14 protein-coding genes and 1 tRNA gene are annotated in these 16498 nt (G+C 56.2%); 3 read left to right on the forward strand and 12 right to left on the reverse strand.

Going from position 1 to position 16498, the window contains the following annotated elements:
• Positions 1-106 precede the first annotated feature (106 nt).
• The 7 genes from J3P94_RS18525 to J3P94_RS18555 form a co-directional block, all read right to left on the reverse strand.
• Positions 107-724, reverse strand: a complete 618-nt coding sequence (locus J3P94_RS18525) for a hypothetical protein (RefSeq protein ID WP_434569145.1) — start codon at positions 722-724, stop codon at positions 107-109.
• A gap of 132 nt (positions 725-856) precedes the next feature.
• The gene (locus tag J3P94_RS18530) at positions 857-1381 is read right to left on the reverse strand and encodes a hypothetical protein (RefSeq protein WP_434569146.1); all 525 of its coding nucleotides are present in this window, start codon (positions 1379-1381) and stop codon (positions 857-859) included.
• A gap of 189 nt (positions 1382-1570) precedes the next feature.
• On the reverse strand, positions 1571-2116 hold the full coding sequence (locus J3P94_RS18535; protein ID WP_434569147.1) for a hypothetical protein: 546 nt from the start codon (positions 2114-2116) through the stop codon (positions 1571-1573).
• Between the two features lie 71 nt (positions 2117-2187).
• Positions 2188-2829 carry a DUF998 domain-containing protein gene (locus J3P94_RS18540; protein WP_434569148.1) on the reverse strand — a complete coding sequence of 214 codons (642 nt, stop codon included), beginning with the start codon at positions 2827-2829 and terminating at the stop codon, positions 2188-2190.
• Positions 2830-3090: 261 nt separating this feature from the next.
• On the reverse strand, positions 3091-3282 hold the full coding sequence (locus J3P94_RS18545; RefSeq protein ID WP_434569149.1) for a hypothetical protein: 192 nt from the start codon (positions 3280-3282) through the stop codon (positions 3091-3093).
• A gap of 601 nt (positions 3283-3883) precedes the next feature.
• Positions 3884-4186 (reverse strand): hypothetical protein, encoded by a 303-nt coding sequence (locus tag J3P94_RS18550; protein WP_434569150.1) that lies wholly within the window; start codon positions 4184-4186, stop codon positions 3884-3886.
• A 254-nt stretch (positions 4187-4440) separates the two neighbouring features.
• Positions 4441-4560: transfer RNA gene (locus J3P94_RS18555), tRNA-Val, on the reverse strand.
• A 126-nt stretch (positions 4561-4686) separates the two neighbouring features.
• Between J3P94_RS18555 and J3P94_RS18560 the strand changes: the two genes are divergently transcribed.
• The 3 genes from J3P94_RS18560 to J3P94_RS18570 all read left to right on the forward strand — a co-directional run bounded on the left by J3P94_RS18560 (position 4687) and on the right by J3P94_RS18570 (position 7029).
• Positions 4687-4896 (forward strand): hypothetical protein, encoded by a 210-nt coding sequence (locus tag J3P94_RS18560; RefSeq protein ID WP_434569151.1) that lies wholly within the window; start codon positions 4687-4689, stop codon positions 4894-4896.
• A gap of 88 nt (positions 4897-4984) precedes the next feature.
• Positions 4985-5710 (forward strand): hypothetical protein, encoded by a 726-nt coding sequence (locus J3P94_RS18565; protein ID WP_434569152.1) that lies wholly within the window; start codon positions 4985-4987, stop codon positions 5708-5710.
• 191 nt (positions 5711-5901) lie between these two features.
• A complete protein-coding gene (locus J3P94_RS18570) occupies positions 5902-7029 on the forward strand; it encodes a hypothetical protein (protein WP_434569153.1) in 1128 nt (375 codons plus the stop codon).
• On the opposite strand, the gene J3P94_RS18575 is transcribed toward J3P94_RS18570, so the two are convergent.
• The 5 genes from J3P94_RS18575 to J3P94_RS18595 all read right to left on the reverse strand — a co-directional run bounded on the left by J3P94_RS18575 (position 7030) and on the right by J3P94_RS18595 (position 16479).
• Entirely contained in the window at positions 7030-7437 is a 408-nt protein-coding gene (locus tag J3P94_RS18575) for a lysis protein (protein WP_434569154.1), read from the reverse strand.
• Positions 7438-7649: 212 nt separating this feature from the next.
• On the reverse strand, positions 7650-10076 hold the full coding sequence (locus J3P94_RS18580) for a hypothetical protein (protein ID WP_434569155.1): 2427 nt from the start codon (positions 10074-10076) through the stop codon (positions 7650-7652).
• A 69-nt stretch (positions 10077-10145) separates the two neighbouring features.
• Positions 10146-12695, reverse strand: coding sequence for a hypothetical protein (locus tag J3P94_RS18585; protein WP_434569156.1), 2550 nt, complete (start codon positions 12693-12695; stop codon positions 10146-10148).
• The gene (locus J3P94_RS18590) at positions 12692-14458 is read right to left on the reverse strand and encodes a hypothetical protein (protein ID WP_434569157.1); all 1767 of its coding nucleotides are present in this window, start codon (positions 14456-14458) and stop codon (positions 12692-12694) included. The genes J3P94_RS18585 and J3P94_RS18590 overlap by 4 nt, the downstream gene beginning before the upstream one ends.
• Positions 14455-16479, reverse strand: coding sequence for a hypothetical protein (locus tag J3P94_RS18595; RefSeq protein WP_434569158.1), 2025 nt, complete (start codon positions 16477-16479; stop codon positions 14455-14457). Before J3P94_RS18595 ends, J3P94_RS18590 begins: the two co-directional genes overlap by 4 nt.
• Positions 16480-16498: the final 19 nt, after the last annotated feature.

The raw sequence follows: 16498 nt of genomic DNA on the forward strand, positions 1-16498 counted from the left end.
CGACCTGCCGTGTCGATAAAGGGAACATCTCACGGTGCACTCACCTGTGAAGAGGACGAACTGCCTGGTGGGATTGCGATATCCCTTCTGGTGTGATGCCTCATGTTTAGCATTTGAAAAGTACATTGCACCGGCTGCACCAGCCTTCAGCTGCGCTCCGGCTCATCGGAAAACGGAAGAGAAGATGACCTGTATCGGAAACCGTCAAAACCAGTGAGAAGTTTATGAACCTACGCCGAATTTCGTCGGCTGGAACGCTGATGCCTGCCCCATCGACTATTTGAAGAACGCCGCCCGATACCCTGCTGTCAATCCGTTGCCATTCGAACTGCCAGCCTGTTACCCAGGTGAAGTTTCGAATTTGATAGTCGCCAGTGATGCTTTGGCATTGAGCGAGTTTCCTGTTGGACAGGTCAAAGACAAAAAACAGGGAGTTTGGATAGCCGAGCATCCGAGCACCGTCCAGGCTCAGACCTTCTTTTCGGTTGATGGATGTCACAAGTGCTTTTGCTCGTCGCTTACGCCATATCAAATACCCTATGGCGAGACAAAAAATAGAAAAAGAAGCCCCGAAGAGCTGACGTCCCTCGACTGTAAGCTTATCGGGCGAAAACCGTATAATGCCCCACACGAGTCCTATCGTTACAAGCCCCGATAACCAAGCGGCGGGAATCGCTATTTTGTTAGCGAGGCTAACTCCGAGCGTCCTCAAACAGCTGTCCATGACTGTATCCAATATCACTTAAATAAGAACTCGCAGGTTATCACTCACAGAGCGCCAACTCATAGGGCTTGGCCCGCAATTCGCGTGGACGTGCCCCAACAGGGCTTCGTTTGTTTGCTCGCGGCGGAAACCTCACCGTTGGCCGGCTAATTTCTTCAGTCTTCCAGAGCCATCATCCACGTATGCAAATAAGCCCAGAAACGCGGCGAGCTCGCTGGCGAGCTGTTTCTGTTGGCTGACTTTTTTTCCGACGACACGGCGAGCAATTAACAAACGCCCGTTTTCATACTCGACATAAATACTGTAGGACTTGCTAAAAACAGCCAGGTGGCCGTCGGGCTTGAGCACTATTCGAAGCGGTGTGCGTTTCGTTAGTTGATACCGTCCGAGAAAAGCCACACCAGACGACTGCATGGCCAGCGGAGCGCGCTCGCTGATATCTCTGCCCAGTTGATATACCCACCACATCACAACCAGGCTTGCGAGGATGATGCCCGGCCACTCCCTCCCAGGTAACGACAGGCCGGTCGATAAGCTGATACAAAAGATCGCCGTGATCGCCCAAGGTGTCTGGCGAAGCAGCGGGACAAAAAATAAACGACCGATGCCGATCTTCGGCCGGATGATGAAAACTTCGTTGGAGCCAAGTGGCGTCATCCGTAATCCCCTGTCGCAGACTGAAGGAAAAGATAGGGGAAAAGGGAGGAAAAAAGGGAAAAGGGGACCAGATTTATTTTCCAGCCAACTGCCAGTTCCAAGCGAATCCATTCGATAAGAACTCTCAAACGCACGGAGCAAAAATAAATCCGTCCCTTTTTTCTTTTTTTTCTTGCTTCGAAGGCCGCACTACTTGGCTTTTGCGCTCTTGATGTCGCTTATGATTTTCTGGGAAATAGCCTCAACCTGCTCCTTGGTCATCGCCGACATGACGCCTTCCCAGGCAGACGACGATGTGTCGTACGTTCGGGTGCCGATCAGCCGGCCTGATTTCAAGTCCGTATAATCTGCGCTGGAATTGACCCACGCATTCCCCACCATGACACCGGCGCCGTAGCGTGCACCCGGAGTGAGGTAACGGAAATTGCTCACATTGATCTTGATACCGACACCGTCTTCGCCTTCAGGATTTGATGCCTGACCTTCCGCAAGGCTATAGCCGGCACGAGTCGCTTCGACTTGCAGGGCATCGCGCCATTCTTGTTTCAAGCGAGGCCAGTCCTCGTTCTGTTGAACCTTGCTGTTTCCCTGGAAGTTCACCACCAGGTTTTGCTTGGCTGACTCCTGGATGACCAGCGTTTCTGTCCCGCCGCTTTTGACAGAAGCAGCGCATCCGCTCAACATCAAAAGAGCAACAGCACAGGACAGTGCAATCGAAAGCTTGGAGTTGTTCATTGATTTCCCTATCCAAAAATCGGTGAGATGGAGGTAAGTATCCGCCGGGGCGGGTAGGTTATGGCCGTCCCTTAACGGACGCTTGCCGGGGTCACTTCAGCACGAAGAGCGATCCATGCCAAGGCGGCGATCCACAAGACGCATACGCCATAATTAAGCCGTTGATACAGACCAAATCCATGCCCTTCGGCGAATGCCTTGGACATCATCGCTAATGTCACGACAGCCAGGATTACGCAAAGCATCGAGAACCTTCCGAATCCAGGTGACGACAGTAACCGTTTACCGAGAAAACCCCACAACACAATGGCCAGCGCCAGGGAGACGAACATGATCAACCCCGCGAGGTTATGAGCCTGCTGAGAGGTTGAAGGAAGTACCGGAGCACATCCCTGATCACAAGAAAAATAGCCTGCAGCGAAGCTCGCCAGGCCGTGGAGCACTATCAAAACGGCGCTGAACAGGGCGAGGCGCGATCCCCCGAAGTTGCGTATCAAACCTATCGCGAACAGTACGAACAGCACGCCCAGCGGAAAGTTATTCACCCAGGCGGAATAACCGTGCGTGGGAGCCCCTACCGCGCCCAACACACTCATCGCCTGGTCTAGATGGCTATAACCCGGATAGCCCAGCGACGTCAGCGCCACACCCGCGAACAACCAAAGAGGAATCAACAGCCCCATTCCCAGCAGTATGCGGTCAATGGTTTTCAAATACGACACTCCCTTTTTATGGCAATAGACCGCTCCGTTTCCTACGAAGCGCCTTCATGCTAGCGGGCGTCTGGCATGGGGGGTATCTATTTTTGCAAGCTAGCGGGTAGATGCGTCACCCTGTGGCCCCTTCGAACCATGGACGGTCATGCTTGCCGAACACTTTTTCGCCTATTACGAAAATGTTGTACATCGCTGCGCTAGGAATCTTATCGCTCATCCAGCCTTCGTCTTCCTTGAAAAAGGGAACAGATTTATTTTCTAGCCGGCTACCAGTTCCAAGTGAATCCATTCGATGAGAACTCTCAGAACACCGGAGCAAAAAATAAATCCGTCCCCTTTTCTTGCTAAAAATAAATCCGTCCCCTTTTCTTTTTTCTTGTTGTCCCCTTTTCTTGTTCCAGTACCGCCCGGCCAGGTAGCTGAGCCTGGGCCGAGGTCAGGAGGATCCATCGCAACTCCATTAGTAAAAGTTGGCCGCTGCAGGCCTGGTCAAACAAGTCAGCTCCAGCAGCACTCCCAGCTCGGGGCAAAAGGTGTGGTGGAACCGAAAACGAAAAAAACCGGAAAATGCCGAGGCTCATGAATATGTTGAGATGTCCTCAAGCTGAGGCCACGACCCCCGCAGTGAGCAAAACAACTCCCAAATACCAACCCCAGAGGAACACCTTCGCTTGTGAATCTTTCTTCGCATAGACATACACGTAAAAGGGTATGACTAAGCAGAGCATGGCCTGGGGTAACGAATTTTTGATGGCAACGCAGAAAATGACCAGCTGCATAGCAACCATTAAGCCGAGCCCCGACAGGAGCAAGTACATGACCATCCGATTACATCCATTTGAAAATGAGTGGTGAGTGTATCGGCGGCTCAATCAGAAACTAAAAGTCTGATAAGAGGGAAAAGGAAAGAAAAGGGAACAGATTTATTTTCTAGCGGCTGCCAGCTCCAAGTGAATCCATTCGATGAGAACTCAGAACACCGGAGCAAAAAAATAAATCCGTCCCTTTTCTTCTTCTATAGAAGAAGTGGTTTCTTAAGAAAGGGCGGATCTCATCTCTTGTCGTGATCCCCGTAGGCATACCCCATCTTTTTGGTCATCTCCTGGCTCTGCCTGTGGTAGATGTCACTCAGCGTCCACCTCAGCCTCTCGTTCTCAGCCTTCAACGTCCCAATCTCCTTTAGTGCACTCCGGTACACGACGATCAGCCCTGCAAGCTCCCTGTGGGCTGCTCTGAGGTTACGGCGTGTCAGCTCCAGGTCTGAACAGAGTATGTCCACTTGATGCTTAAGCATCTCCTCACGGCTAGGTAGCCCAAGCTCAAAACCAGTGTCATCGATCAGATCGTCATGCATCGCCATCACACCAAATACTGTACAAATGAACAGTATCGGTACAACGAAAGACACTCAAGACAAGGAGGATGAACGGTGGTTCGGCGGGAATGAACGGGAGAAATCGCCTTACGAAAGCTCGCTCATCCAGCGTTCACATTGCCGATGTGAACGAACCCGATATTTTGTGAACGTTCTGCCTGAATCCGAAGCAACAAAAAAGGGCCCACCTTTCGGTGAGCCCTTCTAGACCGCCCAGCAGAGCGGATTTTGTTTGGTAGGCGCGATTGGACTCGAACCAACGACCCCCACCATGTCAAGGTGACCGTGAAGCGATGATAACACTCTGAAAAATAAAGGAAAGTGCAGCCAAAGCGCGTTAACTAAAAGCGCCGTATCGCGCTATATGAATCAATAACTTAGCGTTGGATATTCCTACAGTACTCCCCTCCTCCGGCGTCCTGCCGACCGAACGAAAATCTCCCAACTGCTACCCTGGTCTCATCACTGGAGAACATCAATTGCCCAACTCAGACCTGCTCCCTTCCCTGCTGTACAAGATCAACGAAAACCAGCTGGCGCTCGAAGCGGCCATCCTGGAGCTGTCCAACTGGGTCGAGCAGCATGGCTCGCCCGAAGTCGCCGACAACGTGCGCGGCGCCCTGGACACCATCGACCAGAACGAGGAGTTCATCAAGCTGACGCTCGCTGTGCTGATGGCGCCAGAGTGAAATAGCGCTGCTCGTCGGCTCAACCTCGCCTGAGCCGATCCCCTCGATTACTGTATATCCAAACAGTAATAAGCAAGCGAACCCCATCATGAACTTTGAACAGGCCAAGGCGCTGAGGATCCAGCGATGGCGCGACACCCTTGATGATCACTATTTCAGGATGCAGAACCCGGAGGCGCACCGGTCCTGCCTGCTTGAAGCTAGCGCGCGGTTAGCCGAGGAACGGCTGATTGATCGAATGCAACAGTTCGAGATGGACGAAATGGCGAACGCCGCGTACTGGCACGCCGTGGAAGAGCTGCAATCGACGACAGTCCTCTATCACGGTGCATCCCATTATGATCTTGTTACACGAGACGGCTCGTCCCAGCTGGGCACGATTCATCAATCGACGTTCACGGAGAGAACCGAGAGCCGCCGCATTCACGCTTACGATGGGCAGGTCTACCGACAAGGCGAGAAACTACTGTTGAGCTGCCGAGGCTCGACAGACGGTGTCATTGAAGGGCTTGTCCTCACATTGGATGATGGACGCCAGTACGACCTGATTGAGACGGCCAGAATGATTCAGGGTGTAGTTTATAGGCCCATCGAAGATCCTGATGTCTATCGCTGGCTTACCGACATCTTGCAAGTCGCACGCGAAGAGCGAAACCTGTTGCTGATGCAAAAACTCCGGTCAATCGCCGAATTAGCACGATTCGTTCAATGTTCGTTGTGCCTTGATCAGTTTGGCGTACGCGAGGCCTGCGGGGCTTGTGCTGGTCAAGGTTTCATGCCAAAGCGCGTCTCGACCGCTATAATCCAAATTTAGAGTAATAGAAGTGTTCAAATGACTTGTAGCCGAGCTCGGCTGGCCGAAGTAGCTGGTGAGCATCCGGCACGTGAATTAGGCCGCAAGCACAGTGCAATCCTCCTGAACGCGTGAGTAATCATATGAGCAAAAAAATAGACATAAGCCATTGGATTAAGTCAATGTCCCGTCCAGTCTCACAAGACCACGTAATGTTCAACGAAAGCATTGAAGAATTTCGGCACAGCGTCGTTCGAAACTTTGAACCACACGATCATCCCAGCAATTGCCACTTGCTGACCGATTTTCACGTAGAGCACAATATAAATTTACCAGGAGTTACAATCTCACCATCAATACAGGTTCATTTACCTGGGGCCAAGTCAGCATTTATCTGCCCAATAAGCATTGATGAAAAATGCAGTAACAGGACTGCTCATCTATATGCAAACGCTCTCGCGTCGATACTGACTTTTTCAACAGGCCGACGAGTTGTAGCACCGCGAGACCGATACTACAACAGAGCCGCTCTTAATGAGGAAAACTGTTTAGCGCTCGCAATTCTACACCCGGTGCTTACCGCGGGCCCTGGGTATGTGAGCCCCAGACTTACACAAGAAGACATTAACAGTTACATCGCATCTTCAAACAATCTGATTTCGAAACTGCGCACAATATCCTACGAGCATTATATTATGGCCATGCAGGCAATACGCCTTGTCAACCTGTCCATAATAAACAAACGTCAAGATTTTGGCTTAGCTTATTTCTTGGGTGTTGGCGCGATCGAAGCTGTAGCCACAAACGCGATAAAACGCCCTAAAATCAAACATCCCAAGGAGAAAGATTGGGAGCGAACAGCGAAGGAAAATGAGCAGTTTTCTGAACTATTGAAAGCCTACAAGGCGGCCCGAGGGGGCAATTATTTAAAGGAAAGGTATACAAAGTTCATTAATGATTTTGCCCCTTCCGAAATATGGAAAACTTTGCTGCCACACCCAAAGCAAGACCGGATAGACATTCTGAAGAATCTGATAAACCCTGATGGAAGCCGCTATCCCGCTGACAAACTATGGAATGAGTTCACCCCCGAAGAGCTCTCATCCTCTGAGATACAGCAAGCGATCCAGGCGTCGTATGATCATCGTTGCGATTTTGTGCACAACGGCGAACAGCCCCCTCACAAAGACCCTAATGCAAGAAGTCATTTTTTTCAGAACATAGATGAGTACAGCAAAGGCGTCCCCCGCACGACATTCGTTCTCAATTACGAACTTATAATTGCGATAGCGAGACACGCCATATCCCGCTGGATACAAACACTTCCAGGCGAGGAATAATTAATCTCCAGTGCCATTTAGGGTAGAAACACTCTTTGCATATGCCTGGCACGCCGCTAGCTTGATCACTGCCCGGTCGCCGTCGTCGGTGATGGCGATAATTCTTTGAGCATGCGTTGGGTCAAGTTGGGCTCTTGCTTTTCCATGAACCACGCCGCCGGCGCCGGAGGCGGTAGGCACTGAGCTGCAACCGGCTGGATCCTCGGCAAGGAGGACTGACAGCCGGACATCAGCAGTGGCAAGGCGATCGCGCAGGCGATCTTGGTCACGTTGGGCATCGGTAATTGCTCGGTAATGGTTTGTCTCGTTACTGATCAGCCGCTGTTCCAAGCCCAGTCGCTTCCCCTGCTCTGCCTGGATCTGGTCCGCGGCGGCGCTGCCGATATTGATTAGGTCGTCCGTATGCAAGCTGTCCGCTATACCGCCAGCCCTGCACCTTCCATGTAGCGCTGATCGCCAGGATCAGCGCCACGGCAACCCCAGCGATGAGCAGCTTCAGCTCGCGGGGCTCATGGCATGTACTTGAAGAAGATGTGGGTGCCCAAGCCTGCGACTCCGGCATGATGTAGTGATGCCCGCAGTTCGCGGAGGCTACCCTAGGATCAGGGCCTCCAGCAGATTTAGTTCCCAGTTGGCGTCCGCCGCTGGAGCCAATCGGTGCCGGTGTTACCTGTCCCGTTCGTCATTCGAATCCATCCTCCAATGACGTACTTATTGGGAGTGGTACCTAGTTCCGCCACTGCTGAGTTGGTGATCTGGTCGCCGACTCGCCAAGTCGATTGAGTCGGCAGCGCAGGAAAAACCGTGGCCTGAGAGCCCGACCGCCGGCCCACCACGATAACCCCATCCGAAATTGGCACGACGGTGCCGCTGTCGAACTGATTGTTTTCCATATCAAGGTTTGACATGGTTCCAGTGTCGAGCAAAATCCCGTAATACGGGTGCGCAACCGACGCGCCCTGTCCTTTGTTGTTGGAGATTTTGACAGAACCGTTTGCAGCCTTGCCGTAGATGGCCACCGTGAACGTAGGCGCGGTGCTGTTCGGCTTGATGTCCAGCAGCTGATTGCCATCAATCGTTAGTGCTTCGACGATACCTCCACCCGTCGTACCAAACTGAATTGGCGTGCCAAAGCCCTTGGTTTCGTTGTTGCACAAACTGATGTTCTTGATCGATCTGCCAGCTGCCAACACACCGACGTGAACCGCAATCGCGCCATACAGGTCGGTACAGAATAAGGTATTCCCATGCACCTTCACCCCGTCGACGTTCCCCTGCGATGGAGTCAAATCGAATGCGCGCTTAGCCACTCCACTACCATGGTGGAAGTCATCAGTCAGCCAAACATGGTTGTCGTGGATATCTATATCGGCCATGCCTGGTTCTGCACTCGTTTCGTTGTAGAAAATGACCGCCTTCTGAGCCACGAGAAAGTCATTGTCATGGACGAAATGGCCGCGTGAGACCGACGTGTAGTTGCCCGCGACGTAGACGCCCCACAAGTAGTTGCGAACGGTGTTGTGGTGGAACCAGTTATTCGACCCGTGCAATTCAGCGGCGGCAAGCGGGCCTTGAACCCCACTCGACATAACCGAGTTCGTGAACAGGTTGTTGTGGACCCAGACGTTATTCGCCCACATATAAACGGTGCTGTGATCGTTACAGTCCAGGCCGTTGTCTTGGAAGATGTTGTAGGCGATTTCGATGGTGTCGCCAAGAATGTAACCGGCCGCGTTCGACTGACCCAAGGAGATGCCCGTGACGCCTGGGCTGTTCTTAACTCGGTTGTTGGTGAACTTTGCGTTGATCAAGCGAGCGTCTTGCCCAACGGTACCTACGCTGCCGGACACCATAAGCGCCGCACAATTGAAGTAGTTGTAAACCAGACCCGCGCGGTTCGGGCTGATCTTGTTATTTTGACCGTTCAAGTCAAAGGTAATGCCATCAATGAACAGGCCGCTCACAATGGTGTTGATGCCCATTAAGTTGAAATACTTGGGGCTCGCGTCGGTTGACTCGTTGTCCTTCAGCTTGAAGGTGGTGATGTCGCGCCCGGCGCCTTGGATATTGAGCGTTGAGGCAATTTTCAGGGCTGCGAAGGTCGACCCGCCTTCCATCTGCATCGTCTGCCACAACGTCAGCAGGTAGGTCCCAGGGCCAGCGTATAACGGCAGGTTCGAATCGAACGCCTTCTGGATGAATGTCGAATCTATGAATGTGCCGTCACCCTTGGCCCCGAATTGCTTGAGCGACACGCGACCGATAACAACCAGCTCCCAGCGCGCGCCGTCGTTCGCCACAATGATTGTTCCGCCGTTGTCCGCGGTTGAAACGTCGCCCACGCGCACGCGGTAATGGCCGCCACCACCATCGTTGGCTGCGTAATAACCCATGACGAAGGCGCGCTGGTTACGGGCGCTGCTCAGAGCCCTCAGCGCTGCGATGCTGTCGACGGTCCGCGCAACACCGAACCTGAGGTGGTCGAACAGCGTGCCGGCGTCGTAGAGAATGCCGGTGGTGGTGTTGATCAGGCCGGTGACTTGGTCGATCAGATCCGCAAAGTGATTGTTCACCCAGCCTCTGGTCGTTGCGTCCTGCAGGTCGTCAGGATCCTTGAGATTGGATATGTTTCTGTTTTCGGCGTCGTAATAATCTCGGCCGAGAGGTCTGATAAGTGCGCGCTTGAAAACAGAAAGACCCTGCTGGATTAACATGGTCAATCTGTCAAAGACATCTTCATGAGTCTCTGCCAAAAATTTACCCTGATTGCGCAGCGATGTTTGCTGGTAGGCATCCATTTCTCGAGAAACGACCAGTTGGCCTGGGCCAGCCAATGCTGAGTTCGTGACGATGCTCCCACCGTCATCATCGCCTGCGCCATTGACGGTGTAGTCCGTGCCCAGCGTCAGTACGGTTGAGACGCCAGCTGGGCTCACGTAGGTAATGACCAGGTCTTCATTCGCCAGAAATTTGAAAAAGAACGGGAAGTTGGTTGTGACGCTGTTGGTCACAAACTCAGCAACGCTATTTAGAGTGGGTACGGTCACTGTCGTGACTCCTTTTCTCTGGACGAAAAAAAGCCCGCTCGGCGGCGGGCTTCATGGGGGTTGGTTTATCTACCGGGCAATTCCCAGTGGGTCGGCGTAGTTTTGGGATGGCCTGACAAGGAACTGCTGGCCGTTCTCTTTTTGGATTCGTTGCTCGGTTCGGCGCAATGAGCCTGGGTTCATTGCCTCCTGTGCCGAATAGAGAAACAGGTGGTTCAAGGCGATGCGGGTGTAGAACAGGTTCAGGAATGGCGTGTTGTTCAGTGCCAGGTTGAACGTCGAGGCGGCGGCGTCATCACCGGAGCGGATCTTGCTCCAGAGGTCAATGGCGCTGGCAGCGGTGCCCAGGGTCGGCCCGGCCATGGTTTCCAGTGGCTTGTTGCCGAAGCGGCTCACCTCACCGAACATGAAGTCGCCGAATATCCCGAACCCACCACCCTGCACCATCGAGGCGATCCATGTTTTAGGATCGTCCGCTGGTCGAGGCTCGCGGCCCTTGATGGCATCCTTCGACGACATCGACAGATAGCCGAAGGCGGTGGTCCACAGCAGGAGCTGGGCCATGCCGAGCTTTTCCCCATTGCCGCTGCGCAGGGCGGCGATCAGGTCCTTGCTTCCCCGGTAGCCCTCGCCGAGCGGTGTCGGTGCATACCCGCGCCCGTAGAGCTCGCGGCCCAAGGTCTTCTGCATGTATGCCGCTGGAAAGCTTTTGAACTGGGTCAAGAACCGGTTGAGGTCACCCATGATTGTGCCTGGGCGCGTCCCCTGATTTAGGATTGAACGGGTTCGGGCGTCCGGCTCCAGCACTGCGTAGCTCACCCGGTCGTTGACGTAGGTGCGCAGACTGCGGTCCAGGCCTTCACGGGTTTCGCGGATGGCGGCGTCGGATACCTTCCGACCTTGAGACGTCAGGTATTCGCTGATCTTTTCGTCTGGAATGGAGCCAATGCCGTCGGTAGTCATGTAATCCCGACCGTCGGCCATCTTGGTATCCATGCCGCGCAGCAGGTCCCACTTGCCGGCGTCCAGATCGTACAGCTCCAGCGTGCGGCGAAAGCTGGCATCCATAGAGCCCCACGCGCGGCCTTTGTTCTGTGCCAGGTTGTGGGCCATCATCAGACCGGCACTGGCCTTGTTGGCATCAGTCCACCAGGACAGGCCATTCAGCTTGAAGAACAGCGACATCCCACGCGACATCTTCCCGCCCACCGAGTCATCGGCCGAGAACCGCCGCATAATCTCCCCTCGCATCGAGTCGGCATACACGCCGAAGCTGGACAGGATTTCCTCCTGCTCCTTGCTCCCGCGCCCCTTGACCAGGCCGGCGGTCATTTCCCCCAGCGAACCCAAAAAGCTTTTCCCCTGATACCGCATTTCGCTCGCAGCCACCGGCAGATCGGTGAAGCTCGACAGCAGGGCACCGCCCAGTTTGGACAACGATTGCCAAGCCCGGACGTTGGCCGAGATTCTGGCGGCCCAGGCGTTGCCAGGGATTCGAGTCTGCCCACTGACTTCCGCGAATCGGTTCTTCAGCATGGTTTCCCGGGCGGTCTTGAAGTTGGTCGATGCTGCTGTGTCGCCGGCCTTGTCCAGGTCGGAGGCGATAACATCCATTGCCATCTCAAGGTTTGCCTCGGGGTTGGTTCCCAAACGGCGCATGATCGCCGTGTTCTGACCGGACAGGTCCAGGCCACGCAGCACGGCTTCGCGCAGGTTGCCCGTGCCGTACTGCTGATTGTATTCGTGCCAGGCCACGCCATCCTTGAAGTGCAGGACACGTTCCTGGCTCATCTTCTTGGCGATGTTGGCCGGGCCTTTGAAGCCGTTTGGCTTGGGCGTATCAGCCGATTTCAGGTGATTACCGGTGACCAGTCCGTTATAGACCCCGCGCAGGAAGCTGGCTTCATTGGTCACGCCATCGAACGTCTTCGGGTCAAGGCGTGGCAGGATGTCTTCTGCCCACTTGTCGTAGCCTGCAGCGCCGATCTTCTCGCTGTCGTGGCTCTGGCGGGCGATGTAGCCCGGGATCTTACCGATGCTGGCACCGGCACGGTTCGCGTCGACGCGCGCCGCCTCTTGGTACTTCTGGATGATCCGTGCGATATCGACGACCTGGTCGTTCAGCTTCGAGGTGTCCAGGTCATTGCCGATTTTCCACAAGGCATCCGCGATATCTATGTCCGATCCGCCATTGGCGAGCACTGCCGTCAGGTCCTTGCTTTCCAAGTCGTGAATCAGGCCGCCTATATAGGCATCGCCCAACGCCTTTTGCTCGGCGGCCACCGACATTCTGGAGCCCTGGCGTGCCAGGTTGGTGCCCACCAGCAGCGATTCGATGCCAAGGTCGGGGCGGTCAGCGAAGTTGCTGCGCACGAACGTGACGATCTCGCTCCGGCGGCGCAGGTTGATCAGCGCGTTGCGGCGCTCGATCAGTGCTGCCTGTTGTGCCTGTTTGCCGAGTTCGTCGGCAGCTCGGAGCGTTGCTTGCTCCATGCCCAGCGCGCCTTCCCTGGCCATGATCTCCTGGGCGCGTCCGCGCAAAAGCTCGAAAATCTCACTGATCTCTTGGTCCTCAAGGTCGCCGGCGGCGGCCCGTACGGCGTCGATGCAAGGGGTCATTGTCCGTTCCTTATGTCGCACACGGCGGCGGCGCGGTATGCCTTCGAATAGCTCTCAGCCCGCTCAGCCTGGGCCGCGGCAAGGTCTGCCTCTTCCCGTCCGGCCGCCAGTACGGCGGCGCGGTCTTGTTCTGGCATCTGGTCGAGCATTTCATTGACCAATGCTTCGTCCTCGTCGAATGCCTGTTGCACTGTGTCGAGATCGTCCTGGGTGTCCGTCTTCGCTTGGCCATCGGCGCGCAGGCTTTCGGACCGACCTTCAGGGTCAACCCGCCTGGCTGCTGGGCGTTTCACATATTCCAGTGCCGCGCCTGACTTGGCGGGGACTTCCAAGTCAAACAGCGCATTCACGTCGATTTCGCGACCGCTCACGGCCTGCGCCACGGCGCTGCGCAAGGCGCTTTCGCGCACCTTCCAGTCTGCGGACTCGGCTGTTTCCCGGGCGGTGGCAATTGCCGGGCCGAGCGGCCGTTGCTGGTAGCCCTGCATGATCTGCTTGGCCCTGGCCTCGATCTGTGGCTTCAAGCGTTCCGGAACCTCGCCACGCTCGATCAGGCCCAGGTCACGACGATCGAACTCGCCGGCGCGGTTGCGCTCGAGCGTGGTATTGATCTCAGCCTGCCTGGCGCCGATCTGTTCGCGCTGCACGGCGATACTGTCCCGGGCGGCGCGCTCGGCCTGCTTGCGGGTCAGGCCCTGGCCCTGGAACTGTTTCGCCACGTCGCGGAAGGTGTCGTCCAGCCTCATGGCCTGCTGGGTCAGGTTTATCCGCTCGGCGTGCAGATCAGCCACATTCCCTACCCGCTCACCGGTCAGCGTCGGGCGGATCTCGTCGATGGCCTGGCGCTGGGCATTGCGGTACAGGTTGGCGCCGTCGGCCTCCAGTTGCCGGGACAGGGTTGTCCGGAGGGCTGTTTCAGGGTCTTCATCGAATAGCCGGTCAAAGTCAGCAGTGCGCAACGAGGAAGGTGGGGTGGCTTGGCGATCGGCAGCGTTCAGCACGGTATCTACCGCGGGCGTCTCGGTGGCGATCCGCCGGCGCAGTGCATCTGATACCGCACCACCAACACTGTGCAGGCCGCCGCCCAGAACGCCGCCCAGGGCAATGTTTGCCAGGGAGTCCGAAAGGCCATACTCGGTCTGGTCCATGTTCGCGGCGATCAGCGGCAACGGCTCAATGATGGCTGCACCCACTGCCCCCTCAACGGCGCCGACGCCAACACGAACACCGGCACGACCCAGCGGGCCAGATGCTCGGCCAAGCATAGAGGCATACCGCGCAGGGCCGACCACGGGGACGAAGGCTGACGCGATGTTCAGCGGGTCGAGCAATGATGCAGCCAGGCTGGCAGCAAGCCTGGCGGGTAACGTGCCGTTTGCTGCTCGGGCGGCTACCTGTTGGCGCGCAGCCTGCTCCCGGTGACGGTTGACCAGAACTTCGAGAGCGCCCTCGCGGATACCCTGGTCGGGGATCTTAATGTCCAGGCCCATGCCTGCCACGCGCTCCCGGGCGACTTGAGCGTCGAGCATTGGCGTATCTGGTGCTGCACGGCCGGCATCAGGGGCCAGATAGGATTCCGGCCCCATCACCATGGCACGGCCTTGCTCCTGCTCGGCCAGTTCCTCCATGCGAATTAGGGAGGCTGACGGGGTCTGAGAGAGGTCATTATCAAACCCTGAGCCAAAAACCTCGCCGGCATCGGCCGGGATGTCGAGCATTGTCCGCCGGCGCAGTACCGGTGCATCGCCTGCAAAGATCGTCATGGCATGATCCCCATCGGCGCTACGCGGTAGGTGCCGGATTCTTGCAGGCCCTTCAGCTGCAGGTCATCCCATGTGCGGATGAGTGGTTTCCCGTCTTTGCCCAACAGCTGATAGCCATTGAGCGTCAGGGCCAGGCCGCTTTCATCGTTGGTCGGTACCCACTGACCGCCGGACTTCACGGCATTGATGAGCTGGTTCGCGTTCTCCCCGTCAGTCACGCCCTCGAACCCAGGAAGCGGCATCAGCTCATCAGGCGTGATTGTTTGCAGCGCCCGGTCGGCACCGCGGCTGACGGCATTGGTGTCCAAGGTTTTCGGTACGCGGTAGGTGCCGAAGAAGTCGTATTTGTCGTTGACCATTCCGTCGACCACCTTTCTGGCAGCATCTTTCGGGCTCATACCCTGAAGCACATAAGACGCTGCTGTTTTCTCTGCGGCGTCAAACATTGAGTTGTAGGTGGTGATCGCCTTCTGCCGATCCTGTCCCTGAAGAGACTCAGTAAATGGAAGCATGGCCGAGGATATCGACATCTTGATTTCGTCGGCCTGACCTTTTTCAAGCCCTTTAATTACTTCTGATTTTTTCAGCGGCGCAACCGAAGCCATACGTTCGGCAAGGTCCTTCGGTAAGCCGGTGGCGATTACTTGAGCCTCAGCCGGGAGCTTATCGCCGACCTGCTGAAGCACCGCCGGGAAGTCCTTGCCCCACTTCTGAGCCTCTTGCTCGATCAGCGCGGCGGCGTTCTCACCTCCCATAACCTGTTGGTTGAAGGTGGCGGCGAACTGATCGGCGGCCTGCTTCGGGAGCAATTGTGGCTGGACCACGCCAAGGCGCTGCTGCTCTGCAACCGTTGCGGTGGCGTACGCCTGATACGCCTCGGGCGTGCCTTCTTCCTGGGCCACGGCGAAAGCCTGCTGCACGATCGGGCTGTACTTCGCGACATAGGCAGCCGGGTCGGTCTGCTGCTGCTTCATAAGGCCCACGGCCACGCCTGTCAGGTGCTGGTAGAGCTGGGAGTCTTCCTTGAACCCCTCGGTGGCAATGCCGTCCTTGCCTGGCTGGAACTTGGTCAGGATCTGCTGGCGCTCTTCTGGCGAGGCCGTGGCAAACTCGCGAATGGCTGGCGCGACTTCCTGAATCTTGGTGAATGACCGGTACTGCTCTTCAGCCTTGTCGCCATAGGCGGCTCTGAAGTCGGCACGGTTTGGCGGATTGTCATAGTCCAGGCCCTGCGAATACGCGGCGCTGGCGTCCTGCACGCGGCTGCTCAGCTCCATCCGGTTGATGGCTTGAATCTGGCGGGCCTCGACCTGGCGCTGGCGGGCTTCTGCTTCAAGACGCCGAAACCCCTGATCAATACCGCTGCTCGCCCGGATCTGGTCCTCGGCGGTCATGGTGTCCTTGAATGAATCGAAGTAGCCCTTGGCGCGCTGCGGCGAGTCGACCAGCATCCGCTGAATCACTGCCGTGGACATGCCGCTGTTCGTCTCCAGGCGCTCAGCCTGTGCTGCTTCAGGCGAGAGTCCCAGGCGCTCGGCGCGGCTCGCCAGCACGGCATCAATCTTCTGCCGATATTGCTGGACCTTGGCCGGGTCCTGGTATTCAAGCGCGGCGCCCTGCATGGACGTTTCAAGTTGGCCCTTCTCAACCTGGCCGTAGTAGTTCTGCCGCTCGCCGTACTCGTACCGGTTCAGGTCATTGGACAGCGAGTTTCGGCGGCTGGCGACGATCTGCGCGTAACGGGCCTTCTGCGCATCATTGGTCAGGCTCTTGGCGATCTCGGCTTGGGTTTGCTCGAACTGCTCCAGGGTCTGGTTGGTGACGTCGAGGGCGTTCTTGCCTTTGCGGGTGTAAACGCCGCCGTCGTCGTACATGGTCTTCTGCTGCCACTGGGTCAGCTGGTTATCAGCCTCCATCAACAGGGCGGTGTCGGCCTTCTCGCGCTCTTTGGCTACCAGTATCTCGACGCCGCGCTGGAAACTGCGCAAGCCATCCTCAATGCCTGAATTGTCCGGCGCCACGCCGCGCAGCTCGACCGCG

This window comes from Pseudomonas sp. Z3-8 (assembly GCF_051131975.1).
Classification (GTDB): Bacteria; Pseudomonadota; Gammaproteobacteria; order Pseudomonadales; family Pseudomonadaceae; genus Aquipseudomonas.